Source organism: Xanthomonas sacchari, assembly GCF_024266585.1.
GTDB classification, from domain to species: Bacteria; Pseudomonadota; Gammaproteobacteria; order Xanthomonadales; family Xanthomonadaceae; genus Xanthomonas_A; species Xanthomonas_A sacchari_C.
The window spans coordinates 139015-159668 of record NZ_CP100647.1 but is presented as its reverse complement, the minus strand read 5'-3'; the positions used below and the strand labels follow the sequence as shown (position 1 = coordinate 159668).

5 protein-coding genes are annotated in these 20654 nt (G+C 69.7%); 3 read left to right on the top strand and 2 right to left on the bottom strand.

What is annotated here, in order from left to right:
• Positions 1 to 164: 164 nt before the first annotated feature.
• Both pyrF and NKJ47_RS00595 read right to left on the bottom strand, forming a co-directional pair.
• Positions 165 to 899, bottom strand: a complete 735-nt coding sequence (pyrF, locus tag NKJ47_RS00600; protein WP_254459656.1) for an orotidine-5'-phosphate decarboxylase — start codon at positions 897 to 899, stop codon at positions 165 to 167.
• On the bottom strand, positions 896 to 1807 hold the full coding sequence (locus NKJ47_RS00595; protein WP_254459655.1) for a 5'-nucleotidase, lipoprotein e(P4) family: 912 nt from the start codon (positions 1805 to 1807) through the stop codon (positions 896 to 898). The genes pyrF and NKJ47_RS00595 overlap by 4 nt, the downstream gene beginning before the upstream one ends.
• 563 nt (positions 1808 to 2370) lie before the next feature.
• On the opposite strand from NKJ47_RS00595, the gene NKJ47_RS00590 reads away from it, so the two are divergent.
• The 3 genes from NKJ47_RS00590 (at position 2371) to NKJ47_RS00575 (ending at position 20622) form a co-directional block, all read left to right on the top strand.
• The gene (locus NKJ47_RS00590) at positions 2371 to 4026 is read left to right on the top strand and encodes a ShlB/FhaC/HecB family hemolysin secretion/activation protein (protein ID WP_343237521.1); all 1656 of its coding nucleotides are present in this window, start codon (positions 2371 to 2373) and stop codon (positions 4024 to 4026) included.
• A gap of 73 nt (positions 4027 to 4099) precedes the next feature.
• A complete protein-coding gene (locus tag NKJ47_RS00585; protein WP_302329802.1) occupies positions 4100 to 20398 on the top strand; it encodes a hemagglutinin repeat-containing protein in 16299 nt (5432 codons plus the stop codon).
• Positions 20395 to 20622 (top strand): Imm31 family immunity protein, encoded by a 228-nt coding sequence (locus tag NKJ47_RS00575; RefSeq protein ID WP_254459653.1) that lies wholly within the window; start codon positions 20395 to 20397, stop codon positions 20620 to 20622. The genes NKJ47_RS00585 and NKJ47_RS00575 overlap by 4 nt, the downstream gene beginning before the upstream one ends.
• Positions 20623 to 20654 lie beyond the last annotated feature (32 nt).

Genomic DNA, 20654 nt, shown 5'->3' with positions numbered 1-20654 from the left:
AAAAAGAGGCCACGCGCACCAGGCGCGGGCCTCTCCAAATCCGACCGAAGCCGGAGAACGGTATTGGCACATCTCCGGCAAGGCCGGACGCTGGGCATGCTACCGGCATGCCGAAGCTAATGCAATGGTTTAATAATTACCACGCAAGTTGTTGATTTTAATGGTCAGGCGCTGGTGCGGCCATCCAGCGTCGCCGCGATCTCCTGCTGGATCGCCTCGGCCGCGGCGCGCGGATCGGCGGCCTGGCGGATCGGCCGGCCGACCACGATCGCGTCGGCGCCGTCGGCGAAGGCCTGGGCCACGCCCACGGTGCGCTGCTGGTCGTCGCCGACCGGGCCGCCGGGGCGGATGCCGGGGCAGACGATGGAGAACCCGGCGCCGGTGGCGCGGCGGATCGGCGCCGCTTCCTGGCCGGAGGCGATCACGCCGTCGATGCCGGCGGCCTGCGCGGCCAGCGCGCGCTCCACCACCACGTCTTCGGGCGCGCGGTCGATGCCCATCGATGCCAGGTCGGCGCGGCCCATCGAGGTCAGCACGGTCACCGCCAGCAGGCGCATGTCGCTGCCGTTGGCCTCGGCCGCGGCCTGCATCATCGCCGGGTGCCAGCCGTGGATGGTGCAGTAGTCCACCGGCCACTGCGACAGCCGCCGGATCACCCCGCCCACCGTGGCCGGGATGTCGAAGAACTTCAGATCCACGAACACGCGCTTGCCGCGCCCGGCCAGCGTGTCCAGCACATCGAAGTACTCGCCCGAGGCCAGCAGCTCCATGCCGATCTTGTAGAACGCCACCGCATCGCCGAGCCGCTCGACCCACTCCAGCGCCTCGTGGCGCCCGGGCACGTCGAGGGCGAAGATCAGGCGCTCGCGCGGCGCCAGCGCCAGCGGCGCGCGGCTCACTGCGCCAGCTCCAGCGCCTGCACCTTGGCCTGGTGGCGCGCGGCCCGCGACTGGGCGAAGTCGTTGTTGAACAGTGCCGGTTCCCAGGAGCCGTAGCTGGGGTTGGGCAGCATCCACCAGCGCTCGCCGAACCAGTCGTGGTACTGCTGCAGCAACTGCGCGCGACCTTCCGGGGTGTTGGCCACCACCTGCGCGAAGTCGCCGAGCTGGTCGCCGAACTGCATCAGCACGCGGTACTGCTGGCCGACCAGCTTGCGCCGGCAGTTCTTCTCCGAGCCGTTCTGCTCGCAATCCTTGACCACCGTGCCCAGGCCCAGCAGCACGCTGTTGTCGGCCACCGGCAGGCCGGCGCTGCGCAGGTTGGCCAGGGTCGCATCGGTGAGGTGCACGGCGCGGTTGGTCACGTACAGCACGGTGACGCCCTTGGCGGTGGCGGCCTTGGCGAAATCGACCACGCCGGGGATCGGCTTGGCCTTCTTCTCGGCGACCCACTGGTCCCAGCTGACCTCGTCGTATTCCTTGCCGTTGCGGATCAGCCGCGCCTGGTACGGCGAGTTGTCCAGCACCGTCTCGTCCACGTCCATCACCACCGCCGGCTTCAGCCCGGCCGCGGCGTTGCCGCGCTCCTCCGGCACCAGCGCGTCCCAGTTCGGTTCCTTCAGCGCCGCATCCAGGCGATCGGCAGCGGCACGGTAGGTCTGTTCGGTCAGCGCCCGGTACTCGGCCGAGCGCTGCATCCACAGCACCGCGTTGAGGTTGTCGTCGGCGGCGCCCGGGGTGGCCGCTGTTGACGCGGCGGCGGCAGTGGCGGCCGGCTTGGCGGCGGAGTCGGTCACCTGTGCCTGCGGCTTGCAGGCGGACAGGGCGAGCACGGCGCAGGCCAGTGCGGTGCGGGCGATCGGAGTCATCGGGCGCGGGAACCTAGGCAAATGAACGCGGATTTTAGCCGGTTGCGATGACAGGCGCCGGGCGTCCGGTACGGCTGCGCAACGGGCGGCAGCCCGCGCGCTGCGATCGTCCAGGCTGTTTCGGTCCGGGGGCGCGATGGCGGTCTGCAGCGTGTCGGTGCCGGTGTCGGCGCCATCGCTGCGCCGGCACCACAGCGGGGCGGCCTCGCAGGGCAAGGCCTGGCAGGTGGACGAGGGCCTGCCGCGTTCGGTGCGACATGCCGCTGCGCACACACCGGCCAAGGCCTCGGCGGAGTGCGTGACGGCCATCGCCATAAAATCCGGCAGACATCACGTAAGTGCTTGGGATGAAGGGAATTTCCCGACATCACGTGGGGAGATTCCCGATGCTCCCTCGCTGTGGTTTGAACCAGACTTCGTTCACCAAACACCCGCAAAATGCGGCGCCCAGGCGCCGGGATGCGATCGTGCCCTGCGTGCAGGGAAACGCCGGAAGCGTGACAGGGGATGTAGCAGTGCGTAGCTGGAGAAAGGGAGCTTCTCGGGGCGTTGTGACGGCGTGCGTGCTGGGCTGGAGCTGTGCGGCCTGGGCGCAGGAACCGACCACGCTCGACCGCCAGGAACAACTGCGCCAGGCCGAGCAGGTGCAGCGGCAGCAGGAGCAGGACCGGCAGGCGCCGTTCGCCGGCCCGCGCCAGGCCGAAGCGCCGGCGGACATGCACAGCACCAGCTTGCCGACCGAAGCCCTGTGCTTCCCGATCCAGCACATCCGCCTCAGCGGCGCCGGCCCGGACGCGGCGCGCTTCGCCTGGCTGTGGCGGTGGCTGCGCCGCTACGAGGGCCGCTGCATCGGCACGGCCGGCATCGACCTGATCCGCCGCCGCGCGCTGGACCAGTTGGTCGCGCGCGGCTTCGTCACCACCCGCCTGGGCGTGCCGGCGCAGGACCTGTCCAGCGGGCAGTTGCGGTTCGAGTTGCTGCCCGGACGGCTGCGCCAGGTGCGGGTGCAGTCGGCGGACGGGCGCGTGTTCTGGCGCGGGGCGCTGCCGCTGCGGCCGGGCGATGTGCTCGACCTGCGCGCGATCGAACAGGGCGTGGAGCAGTTCAAGCGGGTGCCCTCGCAGGACGCCAAGATCGACATCGCCCCGGGCGAGCAGCCGGGCGAGTCGGATCTGCTGATCACCGTGCAGCGCAGCCGGCGCTGGCGCGCGGTGCTCAACGCCGACGACTCCGGCGTGCAGGCGACCGGCCGCTACCAGGGCGGCGTCGATTTCGCATTGGACGCGCCGCTGGGCATCAACGACCTGCTCTCGATCGGCTACACCCACGACCTGGTCGACGACGGCGCCGAGCGCGGCACCCGCGGCAACAGCCTGTCCTACAGCGTGCCGTGGGGCTGGTGGACGTTCTCCCTGTCGCTGTCGTCGTACCGCTACCACCAGCGGGTGGACGGCTTCCGCCAGAGCTTCCAGTCCAGCGGCAACTCCGACAGCGCACAGCTGGATCTGCAGCGGGTGATCCACCGCACCGGCACCAGCAAGACCACGCTGGGCATGGTGGTGGCCAAGCGCGCGGCGCGCAGCTACCTGGACGGGGTGGAGATCGGCATCCAGCGCCGCCACACCACCAGCGCCGAGCTCTACCTCAGCCACCGCCACTACCTGGGCAAGCTGCAACTGGACACGCGCCTGGGCCACCGCCGCGGCACCCCGTGGTTCGACGGGCAGTGGACCGGCTACGACCCGGCGGTGGGCTTCCCCGGCTATCGCTACGGGGTCACCACCCTCGATATCAGCGCCGGCCTGCCGTTCACGCTGGGCCCGGTGGCGCTGAGCTGGGACAGCAGCCTGCACGCCCAGACCTCGCCGCAGCTGTTGCTCGGCTCGGAGTTCATCACCCTGGGCGGGCGCTACAGCGTGCGCGGCTTCGACGGCGAACGCACCCTCGGCGCCGAGCGCGGCGCGTACTGGCGCAACACCCTCAACCTGCCGCTGCAGCGCCTGGGCATCACCCCGTACCTGGGCGTGGATGCCGGCCGCATCGCCGGCCCCAGCGCCGACGCGCAGGCCGGGCGCAGCCTGGTCGGTGGCTTCGCCGGCGTGCGTGGCGCGCACGGCGGGCTCAGTTGGGATGGCTTTGCCGGTTGGGACCTGCACGCGCCGCGCGACTTCCACAGCGCGCAGCCGGCCTACGGCGTGCGCCTGATCTACCAGTTCTGAATCGCTGCCGCCGTTCGGCGGCAGGGATCGCAATGTGTTTGCCGCCGCTGGCGGCACAAAAGAGACGACGACGATGCACACGGACCGTACTGACCGCCGCCACCCCCTGATCGACGCGCTCAAGCGCGGCCTCGCCGCGCTGCTGTGCTGCACGGTCACCTGGACCTCAATCCCGCTGTACGCGCAGGTCGCCCCGGTCGCCAATCCGGATGGACGCCAGCCCGGCCAGCAGGCCGCGGCCAACGGCGTGCCGGTGGTGGACATCGTCGCTCCCAACGCGCGCGGGGTCTCGCACAACCGCTACTCGCGCTTCGACGTCGGCAGCAACGGCCTGATCCTCAACAACAGCGCGCAGATCTCCAAGACCGAACTGGGCGGCTACATCGCCGGCAACGACAACCTCAAGAACAGCGGCGCGGCCACGCTGATCCTCAACGAAGTCACCTCCACCACCAGCCGCCTGCAGGGCTATACCGAGATCGCTGGAGCCAAGGCGCAGCTGGTGATCGCCAACCCCAACGGCATCGTCTGCGACGGTTGCGGCTTCCTCAACACCTCGCGCGTGACCCTGGCCACCGGCACGCCGCAGCTCGGCGCCGATGGCGCGTTGAACGGCTTCTCCATCACCGGCGGCGCGCTGAGCGTCGGCAGCAACGGCCTGGACGCCTACAACGTCGACCGCCTGGACCTGCTGTCGCGGCAGTTAAGCGTGGGCGGTTCGGTGTGGGCCAAGGACCTGCTGGCCAGCGCCGGCGCGCAGCGCATCGGCTACGACGGCATGCTGCTGGACGTGCTGCCGGGCAGCGACGGCGCACCGCCAGCGATCGGCATCGACGTGGCGTACCTGGGCGGCATGTACGCCGACCGCATCCGCCTGATCGCCACCGAGGCGGGGGTGGGCGTGGTCAGCCGCGGCACCCTGTCCGCGCAGAGCGGCAGCCTGCAGATCGACAGCGCCGGCCAGCTCAGCCTCGGCGGCACCGCGGTGGCCCGCGACGCCGTCGACCTGCACGCGGCCGGCACGCTGAGCCAGCAGGGCGTGCTCGGCTCGCAGCAGGCCGGCGTGCGCCTGCGCGCGGCGCAGTTGAGCCTGAGCGGGGACACCATCGCCCACGACACGCTCGATGCCGCGGCCAGCGGCGCACTGACGCACAGCGGCCGCAGCAGCGCCGGCGCCATCACCCTGTTCGGCTCGGAACTGGACGCCGGCGGCAGCCTCTACAGCGGCGGCGACCTGGCGCTGGGCGCCAGCGGTGCGTTGCGCAGCAGCGGCAGCGCCTACGCCGGCGGCGCGGCGCAGCTGCAGGCCGGGGCGGCCTGGTTGCAGGGCGGCGGCATCGTGCAGAGCGCCGGCCGCCTCACGGTCCAGGCGGCGCGGATCGAGGCGGCCGGCGTGCTCGATGCCGGCACCGACCTGAGCCTGCGCAGCGATGCCGACATGCGCCTGTCCGGCCTGGCGCAATCCTGGCAGGACGCCAGCGTGCAGGCTGGCGGACGCCTGGACACGCTCGGCCAGCTCAGCGCCGGCGGGCGCCTGGACCTGGCCGCGGCGTCGATCGGCAATGCGGCCGGTGCGGTGGTGTCGGCCGGTGGCGACATCGCCGTGGCCACGCCGGGCGCGCTCGACAACGCCGGCACGCTGTACGCCGGCCGCGATCTGCGCATCGACGCGGCCAGCGTCGGCAACAGCGGCGGCAGCTACGCCGGGCGCAACGCCACGCTCGCCACGACCGCGGCGCTGAGCAACAGCGGCAGCCTGGTGGCCGGCGCGGCGCTGAGCGTGGACGCGGCGCAACTGCGCAGCAGCGGCGAACTCGGCAGCCAGGGCGGCGACGTCGCCCTGCGCAGCCGCGGCGACCTGGCCCTGACCGGGCAGGTGGCGGCGAAGGGCGCGTTGAGCGCGCAGGCCGGCGGCGCGCTGCTGCAATCGGGCACCCTGGGCGCGGGCAGCGCGCAGCTGCAAGCCGCCGGCGACGCCACGCTGGACGGCGTGGTCCGCACCGATGGCGACTTGCAGTTGAGCGCCGATGGTCAGTTGCGCAGCAGCGCCACGCTGGCCGCCGGCGGCAACGCCACCTTGCACGCACAGGGGGCGTTGGCGCAGCGCGGGCAGGTGCAGACCGGCGGCGCGTTGGCGCTGGACGGCGCCAGCATCGCCCAGGCCGGCGTGCTGGATGCCGGCACGACCCTGGCGCTGCGCAGCGCCAACGATTTGCAACTGGCCGGCACCGTGCAATCGCGTGGCGATCTGGTCCTCACCAGCGCCGGGGTGCTGCAGAACCAGGCGCAGGTCGTGGCCGGTAGCGCGCTCAGCGCCAACGCCGGCACGCTGAGCAATGCCGCGGGCGGCAGCTTGTCGGCCCTAGGCGACGCCAGCCTGACCAGCGCCAGCGCGCTGTCCAACGACGGCCAGCTGTACGCGGGTGGTGCGCTCCGCCTGCGCGCCGGCAGCCTGGCACAGACCGGCTCGGCCAATGCCGGTACCACGCTGACCCTGACCGTGGATGGCGCCGTTGCCAACCAGGGCGACCTGGTCGGCGGTGGCGACGTGCAGGTCGAGGCCGGCAGTCTGGTCAGCAGCGGCCAACTGGGCAGCCAGCAGGGCCAGGTCGCGCTGAACAGCCGCGGCGATGTGCAGCTCGACGGCGTGGTCGCTGCCGCTGGCGCCTTGCAGGCGCAGGCGCTGGGCGATCTGCAGCAGCGCGGCAGCCTGCGTGCGGCGGGCGTGCAGCTCAACGCCGCGGGCAACCTCGATGTGGCCGGCACCGTGCAGAGCAGCGACACCCTGCAGCTGCAGGCGCAACGTGCGCTGCGCGTGGACGGCCAGGCCAGCGCGAGCGGCGCGCTCGGCGTCAGCGCGGCCAGTGTCGCGCTGGGCACCGGCGCGCTGCTGCAGAGCGCCGCCGCGCTGCAGGTGGACAGCGCGGCGCTGGACAGCCAGGGCACGCTGGATGCGGGCACCGATCTGCGCCTGCACAGCACCGGCGACCTCACCCTGGCCGGCATCGCCCAGGCCGGGCGCGACGTCGCGGTGCTGGCCGACGGCAACCTCGACACCCAGGCCAAGGTGTTCGCCGGGCGTGCCCTGCAGCTCAGCGCCGCCAGCGCCAGCAACCAGGCGCAAGGCCAGTTGCTCGCGCAGGATGCGCTCGACACCAACGTGCAGGGTAGCTTCGACAACGCCGGCCTGGTGCAGGCCGGCCAGGCCGCGAGCTTGAACGTCGGCAGCCTGCAACAGAGCGGCCGCACCTATGCCGGCGACACGCTGACCGTGCAGGCGGCCACCGCGCTGGGCAACACCGGCGATCTGATCGGCAAGCGCGACGTGGCGATCACCGCCGGCAGCGTCGCCAGCAGCGGTCAGCTGGGCAGCCAGGACGGTCAACTGAGCGTGACCAGCGCCGGCGATCTGCAACTCGACGGTACCCAGATCGCCGGCACCGCGCTGCACCTGCAGGCCGCGGGCGATCTGCTGCACGGCGGCACCAGCAAGGCGCAATCCGTGCAATTGGATGCCGGACGCGACCTGAGCCTGGCCGGCACCGTGCAGAGCGCATCGACCCTGCAGGCGCAGGCGCAGCGCGCACTGAGCGTCGATGGCCAGGCCCTGGCCACGGGCGACCTGCAGTTGCAGGGCACCAGCGTCGCCACCGGCAGCGCGGCGGTGCTGCAGAGCACGGCCGGCGCGATCGCCCTGCAGGGCGGCAGCCTCGACAGCCAAGGTACGCTGGACGCCGCCACCGACCTGACCGTGCATAGCCAGGACGCACTGCGCCTGGCCGGCATCGCCCAGGGCGGCAACGACGTGCGGCTGAGCGCTGCGGGCGCGTTCGACAACAGCGCCCGTGTGGTGGCCGGGCGCGACCTGCAGGTGCAGGCGGCCAGCGCGGTCAACCGCGCCGCCGGCATGCTGGCCGCCGGTCGCGGACTGGACCTGCACGTCGATGGCCTGCTCGACAACGCCGGCCTGCTGCGCGGCGAGCAGGCGCTGCAGTTGCAGGCCGGCAGCCTGCAGCACAGCGGCACGCTGTCCACCGGCCAGGCGCTGACGCTGCGCAGCAGCGGCGCGATGGACAACCGCGGCAACGTGATCGCCGGCGGCGACCTGCTGGTGGATGTGGGCAGCCTCGGCAACAGCGGCCAGCTCGGCAGCCAGAACGGCCAGGTGACGTTGACCAGCCAGGGCGACCTGACGCTGGGCGGCAGCGTGATCGCTGCGCAGGCGTTGAACGCCACCGCGCTGGGTGACCTGCGCCTGGATGGCGCGGCCAAGGCGCGTGCGATCGCGCTGAGCGGGCGCGATGTGGGGGTTGCCGGTGCGTTGCAGAGCGCGACCGGCGCGACGCTGCAGGCACAACGCGCATTGAGTGTGGATGGCCAGGCCTTGGCCGCCGGCGACCTGCAACTGCAGGGCGCCAGCGTCGCCACGGGCAGCGCCGCGATCCTGCAGAGCACGGCTGGCGCGATCACGCTGCAGGGCGGTGCCATCGACAGCCGCGGCACGCTCGATGCCGCCACCGACCTGACCCTGCGCAGCGACGGCACTTTGGCCCTGGCTGGCGTGGCCCAGGCCGGCCGCGATGTGGCGCTCACTGCGGGAACGCAGCTGACCAACGCCGGGCAGGTTCTGGCCGGGCGCGACTTGAGCGTCGCCGCCAGCGGCATCACCAACGTGACCGGCACCAGCCTGGCCGCGCGCGGCGCGCTGGGCCTGACCACCGCGGGCACCCTCGCCAACGCCGGCACCCTGCAGTCCGGCCAGGCCATGACCCTGGACGTGGGGACCCTGCAGCACAGCGGCCAGGCCTACGCCGGCGACACGCTGAGCCTGCGCGCCAGCGGCGCCATCGACAGCCAGGGCGACCTAATCGCCAAGCGCGACCTGCAGCTCGATGCCGCGCGCATCGCCAGCACCGGCCAACTCGGCAGCCAGAACGGGCAGGTGACGTTGACCAGCCAGGGCGACCTGCAACTGGGCGGCAGCGTGATCGCCGCGCAGGCGTTGAACGCCACCGCGCTGGGTGATCTGCGCCTGGATGGCGCGGCCAAGGCCGGTTCCATTGCGCTGAGCGGCCGCGATGTCGGCATCACCGGGACGCTGCAGAGCGCCGCCGATCTCGCGCTGCAGGCGCAGCGTGCGCTCAGCGTCGATGGCCAGGCGCTGGCTGCCGGCAGCATGCAGTTGAGTGGTGCAACGCTCGCCACGGGCAGCAATGCGATCCTGCAGAGCACGGCTGGCGCGATCACGCTGCAGGGCGGCAACCTCGACAGCCGCGGCACGCTCGATGCCGCCACCGACCTGACCCTGCGCAGCGACGGCACCCTGGCCCTGGCTGGCGTGGCTCAGGGTGGCCGCGATGTGGCGTTCACTGCGGGAACGCAGCTGACCAACGCCGGGCAGGTCCTGGCTGGGCGCGATCTCACCGTCACCGCCGCCGGCATCGCCAATGCCACCGGCGCCAGCCTGGGCGCGCGCGGCGCGCTGGGCCTGACCACCGCCGGCACCCTCGCGAACGCCGGCACCCTGCAGTCCGGCCAGGCCATGACCCTGGACGTGGGGACCCTGCAGCACAGCGGCCAGGCCTACGCCGGTGACGCGCTGACCCTGCACGCCAGCGGCGCCATCGACAGCCAGGGCGACCTGATCGCCAAGCGCGACCTGCAGCTCGATGCCGCGCGCATCGCCAGCACCGGCCAACTCGGCAGCCAGAACGGCCAGGTGACGCTGACCAGCCAGGGCGACCTGCAACTGGGCGGCACCGTCGCCGCGGCCACCGGGTTCAGCGCGCAGGCGCAGGGCGATCTGCTGCAGGCCGGCACCCTCAGCGCGCAGGCGCTGGACCTGCGTGCCGGTCGCGACCTGACCCTGGGCGGCCAGCTCGCCACCACGCAGGGACTGCAGGCACAGGCGCAGCGGGACCTGCACGTGGACGGCAGCCTCAGCGCCGGCCAGGACGCCACCCTGCAGGCCGGCCGCACCCTTGGCAGCGGCAGCCAGAGCGTGCTGCACAGCGCCGGTGCGCTGCGCCTGAGCGGCGCCGCCATCGACAGCCAGGGCACGGTCGATGCCGGCACCACCCTGGCGATGACCAGCACGGGCGATCTCGCCCTTGGCGGCCCGGTGCAGGCCGCCTCCACCGTTGACCTGCGCGCCACTGGCGCGCTCAACAACGCCGCCCAGGTGGTGGCCGGCACTGACCTGAGCCTCACCGCCGCCAGCGCCAACAACAGCGGCAGCGGCATGCTCGCCGCCCTGGGCAATGGCACCTTCACCGTGAGCGGGCTGCTCAGCAATGCCGGCGCGCTGCGTGCGCGCCAGCGCCTGCAGCTGGACGTCGGCTCCCTGCAGCAGACCGGCCGCAGCTACGGCGTGCAGCGCCTGGCGCTGACCGCCAACGGCGCGGTCGACAACCGCGGCGACCTGATCGCCGGCAACGCCTTGCGCGTGCAGGCGGCCAGCGTCGCCAGCAGCGGCCAGCTCGGCAGCGAAACCGGCGACGTGGCCCTGGTCAGCCAGGGCGATCTGAACCTGGGCGGCACCCTGGCCTCCGCCGGTGCCTTCAGCGCACAGGCCGGCGGCACGCTGACCCAGAACGGTGCCTTGAGCGCGGCGACCACGCTGCAGCTGCAGTCCCACGGCGACCTGACCGTAGCCGGCACCCTCAACGCCAACCAGGTCGTGCTCGGCAGCGACGCCGGCGTGCTCCAGCGCGGCACCGTCAGCGGCGCCGACATCGCGCTGCAGGGCCAGCGCATCGACAACGCCGGGCAGACCCTGTCCAGCGGCAACCTGCGCCTGAGCGGCGGCAGTGTCGCTATCGGCGGGGTGGCCGCGGCCGGCGTGCGCAGCGATGGCAGCCTCGGCAACAGTGGTTCCCTGACCCTGCATGTCGACGGCACGCTCAGCGCCAGTGGCCGCCTGATCGCCGCCGGCAACCTCGCCGCCGATGCCGCGCAACTGGCGCTGGCCGGCAGCACCACCCGCGTCGGCGGCAACGCCACCCTGACCGCGAGCGGCGACGCGGATCACCGCGGCGCCGACCTGCTGGCCGGCGGCCTGCTCACCGTGCGCGCCGGCGGCGCGCTGGACAACAGCGCGCTCAACGGCGTCAGTGGACAACTGCAGGCCGCGGGTCTGGACCTGGGCGTGGCCACGCTGCGCAACGGCAATGGCAGCCTGGTGCAGAGCGGCAGCGGCACCACCCGCCTGGCTATCGGCGGCACGTTCGACAACGGTGGCGGCCGCCTGGTCAGCAACGGCAGCGACCTGCAGCTCAGCGCCGCCTCGATCAACAATGCGCAAGGGCGCATCGAACATGCCGGTGGCGGCACCTTCACGGTCAGCAGCACCGGCGCCCTCGGCAATGCCGGCGGCCGGATCCTCACCCAGGGCCAGCTGCAGCTCAGCGCCGGCAGCACGCTCGACAACCAGGGCGGCACCATCGCCGCCGCTGGCGATGCCAGCGTCACCGCGGCGGGCCTGGGCAACGTCGGCGGCAACGTGTCCGCGCGTGGGTTGACCCTGCAACTGGGCAACGGCGCGCTCGACAACCGCAGCGGCGTGCTGCAGGCAGCCGGCGGCAGCCTCGTGCTGCGCGCCGACAGCCTCGACAACCGCAGCGGCACGCTGCAGGCAGTCAGCGTCAACGGTGCCGGCGGCGACCTGCGCGCCGACCTGGCGCACGCCCTGACCAACGACGGCGGCCTGCTCGGCGCCAGCACCGATCTGACCCTCGGCGCGGAGAACGTCAGCAACGCTGCCGGGACCGTGCAGGCCGGGCGCGACCTGGCGCTGACCGCGCGCGGCCAGCTCGACAACCACCAGAGCGGGCGCATCGGCGCCGCGCGCGATCTCACCGTGGCGGTCAGCGGCGCGCTGCTCAACAGCGGCGGCCAGCTCGACAGCGGCAACGCCATGACCCTGTCCGGCGGCCGCATCGACAACAGCCAGGGCAGCATCGTCAACAACGGCGGCGGCCTGACCCGGCTCACCACCGGCGGCGAGTTGCGCAACGTCGGCGGCAGCCTGGGCGGGCGCGGCAGCGTCGTGCTCGATGCCGCCAGCATCGCCAACGGCAGCGGACACCTGGTGGCCGGCGGCGACCTGGTCGCCAACACCAACGCGCTCGACAACCAGGGCGGCAGCGTCTACGCCGGCGGCAGCATGCTGCTACAGCGCAATGGGGCCAGCCTCGACAACCGCAACGGCAAGATCAAGGCCGAGCAGGCGGTGCGCCTGAGCCTGCAGAGCCTGAGCAACAGCGGCGGCCAGATCGGCGCCGGCAGCAGCGCCGGCGGCGCGGGCGATGTGGTCATCGACACCGTCGGCTTCGACGGCGGCGGCAGCATCCTCGGCCAGAACCTGCTCGACCTGACCATCCGCAGCGACTACACCCACCGCGCCGGTGCCGACATCACCAGCAACGGCGACTTCCGCCTGGCGGTGGGCGGCAACTTCGTCAACGCCTCGACGCTGCAGGCCGGACGCAGCCTCGGCATCAACGCCGGCAGCATCAACAATCTTGCCGGCGCCGCCATGCGCTCGGGCAACGTGCAGTTGAACACCGGCGGCAGCGTCGGCAATGCCGGCGACATCTCCGCCAGCGGCAACCTGCAGATCACCGCCGGGTCGGTGGCCAACACCGGCAGCGTGGTCGGCGGCAACGTGCTGGTGGACACCGGCACCCTGGTCAACGGCGCCGACCTGGGCGGCGCGACCGACAATGCCGCCTACGGCAGCGCGCTGATCGGCGCCACCAACGGCATGACCCTGCTGGTGCGCGACCAGCTGGTCAACCGCGACGCGAAGATCTTCAGCCTCGGCAACATCGCCATCGGCGCCGCGCGCGACGGCAATGGCACGCTCACCGCGCGCACCGGCACGCTGGACAACGTCTCCGGCAGCATCGAGGCCGATGGCAGCATCCTGATCGCGGCCAATCAGATCAATAACCGCCGGCGCGCCATTACCACGGCGACCTCGGCCATGACGGCGGACGAGCGCGCCGCGGCGAACCAGGCGATGCCGGAGCAGGAACTGCGTAACGACCCGGAACCTTCGGGCCATCGCGGTCACAATCTCGGGTTGTTCCGGACCTTCGACGCGCAGTCACGCGAACGTGTGACGGCGGCCAGCGCCGAAGGGCGAATCGTGGCCGGCGGCAACGTCGCGCTGTCCGGCAGCGTCGCCAACACCGCTTCCACGATCGCGGCGGGCGGCGGCCTGTGGGTCAACCAGCAGGGCGTGTCCGGGCTGGCCGACGGCATGATCGGCGGCAGCGAGAGCGTACTGAACCAGGCGCTGGCGTTGCAGCAGACGGTCAACTACACCGATACCGAGTACACCGACAGCCCGCGTTCCCGTCCTTGCACGGTGTCGCCGGGCAAGAAGGTGTGCAGTATCGACGATAACGAAGAGCAGGCGGGCAGCGGTAGCATCGGCGGCACGCAAGCCACGGTCGTCGCAACCGGCACCCTGCAGAACACCTATGTCGCCTTGGCCGCCAACATGACCGGCGGGCAGGGCGTGGCGATCAATGGCGCCACCATCAGCAACGGTGCGGTCGGCAGCGATGGCCGCAGCATCAGCGGCGCTGCCTTCAATGCCACCCAGGGCGCGACCCTGAACCGCCGCGGCACGCAGAGCGCCAGCGGCGCTGGGAATACCGCCGTGCAGGCGCAGACCGCCGCCGCGACCGGCGGGGCTAGCGTCGGCAATCGCATCACCGCCGCCGGACTTGGCCAGATCCGGATCGATGACGGCCAGCGCAACCTTGTCGGCACGGCGGATGCCAGCGCCGCCACCGTGCAGGCGCAGGGTGTCCAGACCGCATTGACCGGCGCCAGCGCGGTCAATGCGTCGCAGGTGCAGGCCGGCAGTGTGCAGGCCCAGCTCGGCGGCGCCGGCAGCGGCAGCCGCAGCCAGGTCCAGGCCGGCACCGCGCAGGCGGTGCTCACCGCCGGCACGGTGCCGGGCCAGTACCAGCAGATCGACCCGGGCACCGGCCAGGTGCCGCAGGTGGTCGGCGGCGTCGGCGCGCCGCTGGGCAACATCGTGCTGCCGATGGGCGGGCTGTACCGCCTGGTCGGCAGCAATGGCGCCAGCGTCAGCACGCTGGGCCGCGCCGCCAACGGCCTGGGCGGGGTCAATGCCAGCAACGGCGCCTCCGGCCGCCGCTACCTGATCGAGACCGATCCGCGCTTCGTCGACTACAACAACTTCATCAGCAGCGACTACCTGCTGGACAAGCTCGGCGTGGATCCGCAGTGGACCCAGACCCGCCTGGGCGACGGCTTCTACGAGCAGCGCCTGGTGCTGGACCAGATCACCCAGCTCACCGGCCGCCGCTACCTGGGCAACTACGCCGACGGCGTGGCCCAGTACCGCGCACTGCTGGATGGCGGCGTGGCCGAGGCGAGCGCGCTGCACCTGAGCGTGGGCGTGGCGCTGACGGCCGATCAGGTCGCCGCGCTGACCCACGACATCGTGTGGATGGTGGAACAGGAGGTCCAGGGCCAGAAGGTGCTGGTGCCGGTGGTGTACCTGGCGTCCAAGACCGCGCTGACCCTGCGCAGCGACGGCGCACTGCTGGCCGGTGGTGTGGGCGACACCGTGCTCAATGCCACGGCCGGCTTGACGAACACCGGCACCATCAGCGGCGCCAACGTCAGCGCCACCGCCGGCAACCTGCTCAACCAGGGGCGCATCGTGTCCAGTGGCACCGTGGCGCTGCAGGCCAAGCAGGATCTGCTGAACCTCGGCGGCCAGATCGCCGGCCGCGACGTGCTGCTGAGTGCCGGCCGCGACCTGACCAGCAGTACCAGCGGCGATGCGATGAATGGGCGCTCCAGCATCGTGGCGCAGGACAACCTGCTGCTGACGGCAGGACGCGACATCAGCTTGACCGGGACCACGGTCCAGGCGGGCAACAACGCGGCACTACAGGCCGGGCGCGACCTCAGCCTCGCCGGCACCACCGTGCAGGCCGGCAACAGCGCCGCGCTGCAGGCCGGCAACAACCTCACGCTGCAGCCGACCGCGCTGCGCAACGAATCCGGCTTGACGCGCGGCGGCGATAGCACCAGCCTGACCGTCGGCAACAACCTGTCCCTGCAGGCCGGCAACGACCTGCAACTGCACGGCGTGGCGATCGCCGCCGGCGGCGACGCCGCGCTGCAGGCCGGGCACGACCTGTCGCTGACCCCGGTCACAGACGCCAACGGCAAGGCCACGGTACGCACCAGCATCGCCACCGGCGGCAGCCTGCAACTGGCCGCCGGCAACGATCTGACCATCCGTCAGGCGCAGGTGAAGGCCGATGGCAACCTGATCGCCGCCGCCGGCCACGACCTCAACGTGACCTCGGTGCTCGGCGACAGCCGCACCGTCACCGACCAGACCCGCCAGGGCAAGACCAGGGTCGTCACCACCACGACCACCCAGGACATCGACCAGCAGGCGCTCACGGCCGGCGGCAACCTGGTGCTCAGCGCCGGCCACGACGTCAACTTGACGGCGGCCAAGCTGGATGCCGGCAATGGGCTGGCCGTGTTCGCCGGTAACGACCTCAACAGCACCACGCTGACCACGGTCGACAGCAGCACCACCCTGGAGACGCGCAAGCGCTTCAAGCAGACCACCAGCACCCGCGACGAGACCGTCCACGGCACCGCGTTCACCGCCGGTGGCGACATCGCCCTGCAGTCCGGCCACGACGTGAACCTGGCCGCAGCCAATGTGTTCACCGACAAGGGCGCGCTGAGCTTGTCCGCCGGCAACGACGTCAACCTGCTCGCCGCCCAGGAGCAGCACGACGCCGTGCAGGACATGCAGAAGAAGAAAAAGGGCTTCCTGTCCAGCAAGACCACGACCACGCACGACGAGTGGCACGACAGCCTGGCCGTCGGCACCTCGCTGGACGCTGGCAGCGTGCAGATCAAGGCAGGCAACGACATCGCCGTGGTCGGTTCGACCGTGCTGGCGCAACAGGACGCGCGCCTGATGGCCGGCAACGACGTGGCCATCGTCTCGGCGCAGGACCAGAGCAGCGAAGCGCACAGCAGTGCCCAGAAGAAGTCCGGCTTCAGCGCCAGCTTCTCCGGCGGCGTGGCCAGCCTCGGCTACGGCAAGTCGCGCAGCAGCAGCGACAGCAGCACCGAGAGCACCACCCAGGTGGCCTCGGCGGTCGGCGCCAAGAATGGCAATCTGCTGATCAGCGCCGGCGATCAACTGACCATCGGTGCCTCCGACGTCGCCGCAGGCAAGGACCTGACCCTGGCGGCCAAGGACATCGCCCTGCTCGCTGCCCAGGACACGGTGGACAACCAGTCCAATCAGTCGAGCAAGTCCAGTGGCTTCTCTATCGGCGTGACCTACGACCCGGCCGCGGCGTATCGCAGCGCACGCGATTCGGCGACCAGCAACATGCCCGACAGCGGCTCGACCATGGGCAAGCTCAGCCGTCGTGCCGAGGGCGATACGGCCGGCACCGCGGCCGCGCTCACGCCGGTGGTGATCCAGGCCGGATCGCACCGCTCCACTGCCGGTCAGAACGACAGCACCAGCACCGCGCGGGTGAGCCAGGTCAGCGCCGGCGGCAACCTGACCCTGCTCGCCAGCGACGGCTCGATCACCAGCCAGGGCACGCAACTGTCGGCCGAGGGCAACGCGCTGTTGCTGGCGAGCCAGAACATCGACCTGGGCGTTGCGCATACCACCGCGTCCAGCGGCAACGACAGCCGCGGCAAGGGCTGGAGCTTCAACAATGCGACGGGCCTACCGTTCGGCAACTACAACCAGAAGGGCAACGGCAACGGCCAGACCGACACCATCACCGGCACGCAACTGTCGGTGGGCGGCAACGCCAGCCTGAGCACGACCAAGGGCGACATCACCCTCACTGCCAGCAATGTCGCCGCACAGGGCAACGTGGCGATGCACGCGGCGGGCGACCTGACCATCCAGAGCGGGCAGGACACCGCCGGCAACGCCAACGTCTCGGACAACAAGACGATCGGCACGGTGGTCATCTCCGACACCGAGCGCTTCTCCGGCTATCACACCGAGAAGCACCGCGACGACAACGCCACGGTGACGCAGGTGGCCAGCAGCGTCGGCAGCCTGGGCGGCAACGTCAACCTGAGCGCGGGCGGCACCTATACGCAGAGCGCCAGCAACGTGGTCGCGGCCAAGGACGTGGATGTGACTGCCGCGTCGATCCAGTTGCTCACCGCCAACGACAGCCACGCCGCGTCCTCGCAGGACGACACGCTCAAGATCGGTGCGTTCGCGCGGGTGAAATCGCCGCTGATCGACCTGATCAACAACGTCGATGCGGCACGCAATTTCGACGGCAGGTTGTCGGCGATGCAGGGCATGGCGGCAGCGGCCAACGGCTATCAGACCGCCAGCGCGATCAGCAGCATGGCCGGCGGCGCGGGCAGCGGCGCGCTGGTCAGTGTGGAAGCGGGCGTGGGCTACGCCACCAGCACGGAGAAGTACAAGGCCGGCAGCCAGACCGCGCAAGGTTCGACCATCAGCGGCGGCGGCAACGTCAGCCTGACCAGCACCAACGGCGACCTGCACGTGGTGCAGGGCAACCTCAAGGCCGGCGACACCCTGAGCCTGGACGCGGCACGCGACCTGGTACTGGAAGCAGGCAAGTCCTCGGGCTCGGAACAGAGCAAGGGCAGCAATGCTGGTCTGGAAGTGGGCGTGGGTGCCTCGGTTGGCGCGCAGACCGGCGTCTATGCCTATGCGCAAGCCAGCGTCGGCAGTCATTCCTCCAACGCCGACAGCGCCACGTGGAAGAACACGGAGCTGGCCGCGCAGAACATTTCCCTCACCTCGAAGGGCGATACCACGTTGCGTGGCGCGGTGGCCAAGGCCGACCGCATCGACGTGCAGACCGGCGGCGACCTGACCATCGAGTCGCTGCAGGACACCTCGAACATCCAGTCCAAGGAGAGCGGCTACGGCGGCCGTATCCAGGTGTCCTTCGGTACCGCCTGGGACGCCAGTGGCTACGCCAGCACGGCCAAGGCCAACGGCAACTCCACCGGCGTGATCGAACAGTCGGGCCTGTTCGCCGGCAAGGGCGGCTACCACGTCGATGCGGGCAACGTGAACCTGGTCGGCGGCGCGATCGCCAGCACCAACGCGGACAACAGCGAACTGACCGCAACCTCGCTGACCTTCAGCGACTTGCAGAACCGGATGGGCTACTCGGCTAGCTCCGGCAGTCTCGCTGGCGGGTTCGGTAGCAGCGGCACACCGGCCACCGATGCCAATGGCAACCCGGTGGCAGTGAGCGCGGGCGACCAAGCCAAGAACATCGGCAGCAACATCGCTAATGGGAACTATGGCGCAGTCAACAGCGGCGGGCTGGGCGGCGGACTGCCGATGTCCCAGAGTGGCAACGACAGTACGACCACGCGCGCCACGCTGACCGAGGGCAACATCACGATCGGCGGCAAGCGCACCACGGCAGCGGAGACGGGCATCAACACCGATGCCAGCAAGGCGAACGAGGCGCTGGCGATGCTGCCGGACGTGCGCAAGGTGCTGGCCGAGCAGCAAGCCATGGGCGCGGCTGCTGGGACAGTTCTGGAGACCAGTCGCCAGGTGGCTGGCGACATCGCGGCGAATGCGGCGAAGAAGACCGCCGAGGCGCGCGGTGCCTACCTGGAAGGGCTGAACGGCGATCAGCAAGCGGCGTTCGCGAAACTGGATCCAACTCAGCAACAGGATCTTTTGCTGAGCCAGAGTGCAGCCTACCGAGATGCCTATACCAGCCAAACCCAATGGGGCACCGGCGGTGAGTACAGCCGTGCGTTGCAGGCGGTGACCACTGCACTGGTCGGTGGCGTGTCCGGTCAGAGCGGCACGCAGGTGGCGAGCAATGCGCTGGCGCCGTATGCGGCGCAACTGATCGGACAGACCTTCGACGCCAACCATGGCAGCGATCCGAATGCGGCAGCGCAGTTGCTGTCGCATGCACTACTAGGCGCTGTGCTGGCCGAAGCCAACGGCAGTTCAGGCGCAGGAGGTGCGCTGGCTGGAGCGGGCGGCGAAGCTGCAGCGCAATACCTGACCAAGACGCTCTATGGCGCCGACACCAAGCCGAGCGACCTCTCCGAGCAGGACAAGCAGACGATCCTGGCGTTGTCGCAAGCGGTCGGCGCGCTGGTGGGCGGGATGACGGGCGGGAGCTTGAGCGATGCGGCGGTGGGAAGCATGGTTGCCAAGAATGCAGCCGAAAACAATTTCCTAGGTGATGAGCAAAAGAAGCAGCTTGAGGCGCTCCGTGCCAAAGCCAAGTCGGGCGAACTGACCGCGCAGGAAGCAAGAGATCTCGTCATCCTCGATGTCAGCGACCAAGTCAGCGATGGCTTGCTGCAGGAGTATCGTTCGGGAGAACAGCTGACCGCAGCGCAAATGCAGGATCTGCAGACCTATCTTGGCGCATATGCGGCACAAAATGGTGCCGACGCAGCATGGGAACTCGTTAGAAATGGTCCGAGTCCAAGTTATGGCTATCCGTATGCTGGTTTGAGCAGCGACAAGCGCGACTATGTCGATGCTAATTTCACATGGAGAGACATGCTGGTCGGGCACGACAAGAGCGTTAACGAGCAGGCATTTGTTGATGCGCGAAACAAGTCAGGTCTGTACTACAACACCGCCCCGAATGAGAGCTTGACCCCTAGCGGGATGCAGTTCTCAAACAATATGGCCATTCTCGATACGCTCGGGAATAGCGCTGCAGCGGGATTGGCCTATCTCGGCGCGACGGCGGTTGGCGCGAGTGACAGTACTCGCAATGCATTGACCCTTACGGTCGGGCAGCTAGCTGAGATTGGATCGGCGTTTGTTCTTCCGAAAACAGGGATTTCGCCTATCTTTGGCCAAACATCTGTCGATGCACTGCCCTTCAAAAATCTGCCGCCGATTAGTGCGGTTGTTGATGAAGAAGCCGTAGCATTAAATAGTGGGAAACAGAGTAACCTGGGAAATAATCAAATATTCAGATACGTTGATGAACCTCCATTCGATCCATCTGGCTCAGCTGGTTCTGCCAAGGTTTGGTCAATGAAAGGGCGTATAAAGTATGTGGATTTGCCAGTTCAAGGTAAGATTCGTTATGTTCCCCCTCAAAACTATGATCCTTCAAGTCCACTGCCGCGCGGTCCAAACAACGGATATATTGATAGATTTGGTAACGAATGGACAAAAGGACCATCCCGCACGGAAGGTCAGACTTTTGAGTGGGATGTACAGTTGTCTAGGACGGGTAAATCTCAACTCGGCTGGGCTACTCGCGACGGGTCCCACTTAAATGTTTCATTGGACGGAAGGATCACGCACAAATGACAGAAGAGAAATTTGAATTCTATCAAGAGGTTGAAGTTCGCGCGGGATTAGACCTGGAGTACCAGGGTAAGAAAGGGGTTGTCATGGGAGTTAGTGAGGAAGATGGGGTTGTATACGGGTATGCAGTATTAATTCATGGACATGAGGCTGTGGTTTATTTTGATAAGAGGAAGTTGATTCCAACCGGGAATTTATTCTCTCGGGAAGACTTTTATGAGAAGTAACTTGTAGTATTTTAATATAATAGAGGAGTCCG

Bases quoted from the DNA above. Each gene is read 5' to 3' on its own strand.
- NKJ47_RS00595 (WP_254459655.1), bottom strand. From the start codon at position 1,807: ATGACTCCGATCGCCCGCACCGCACTGGCCTGCGCCGTGCTCGCCCTG.
- NKJ47_RS00585 (WP_302329802.1), top strand. From the start codon at position 4,100: ATGCACACGGACCGTACTGACCGCCGCCACCCCCTGATCGACGCGCTC.
- NKJ47_RS00575 (WP_254459653.1), top strand. From the start codon at position 20,395: ATGACAGAAGAGAAATTTGAATTCTATCAAGAGGTTGAAGTTCGCGCG.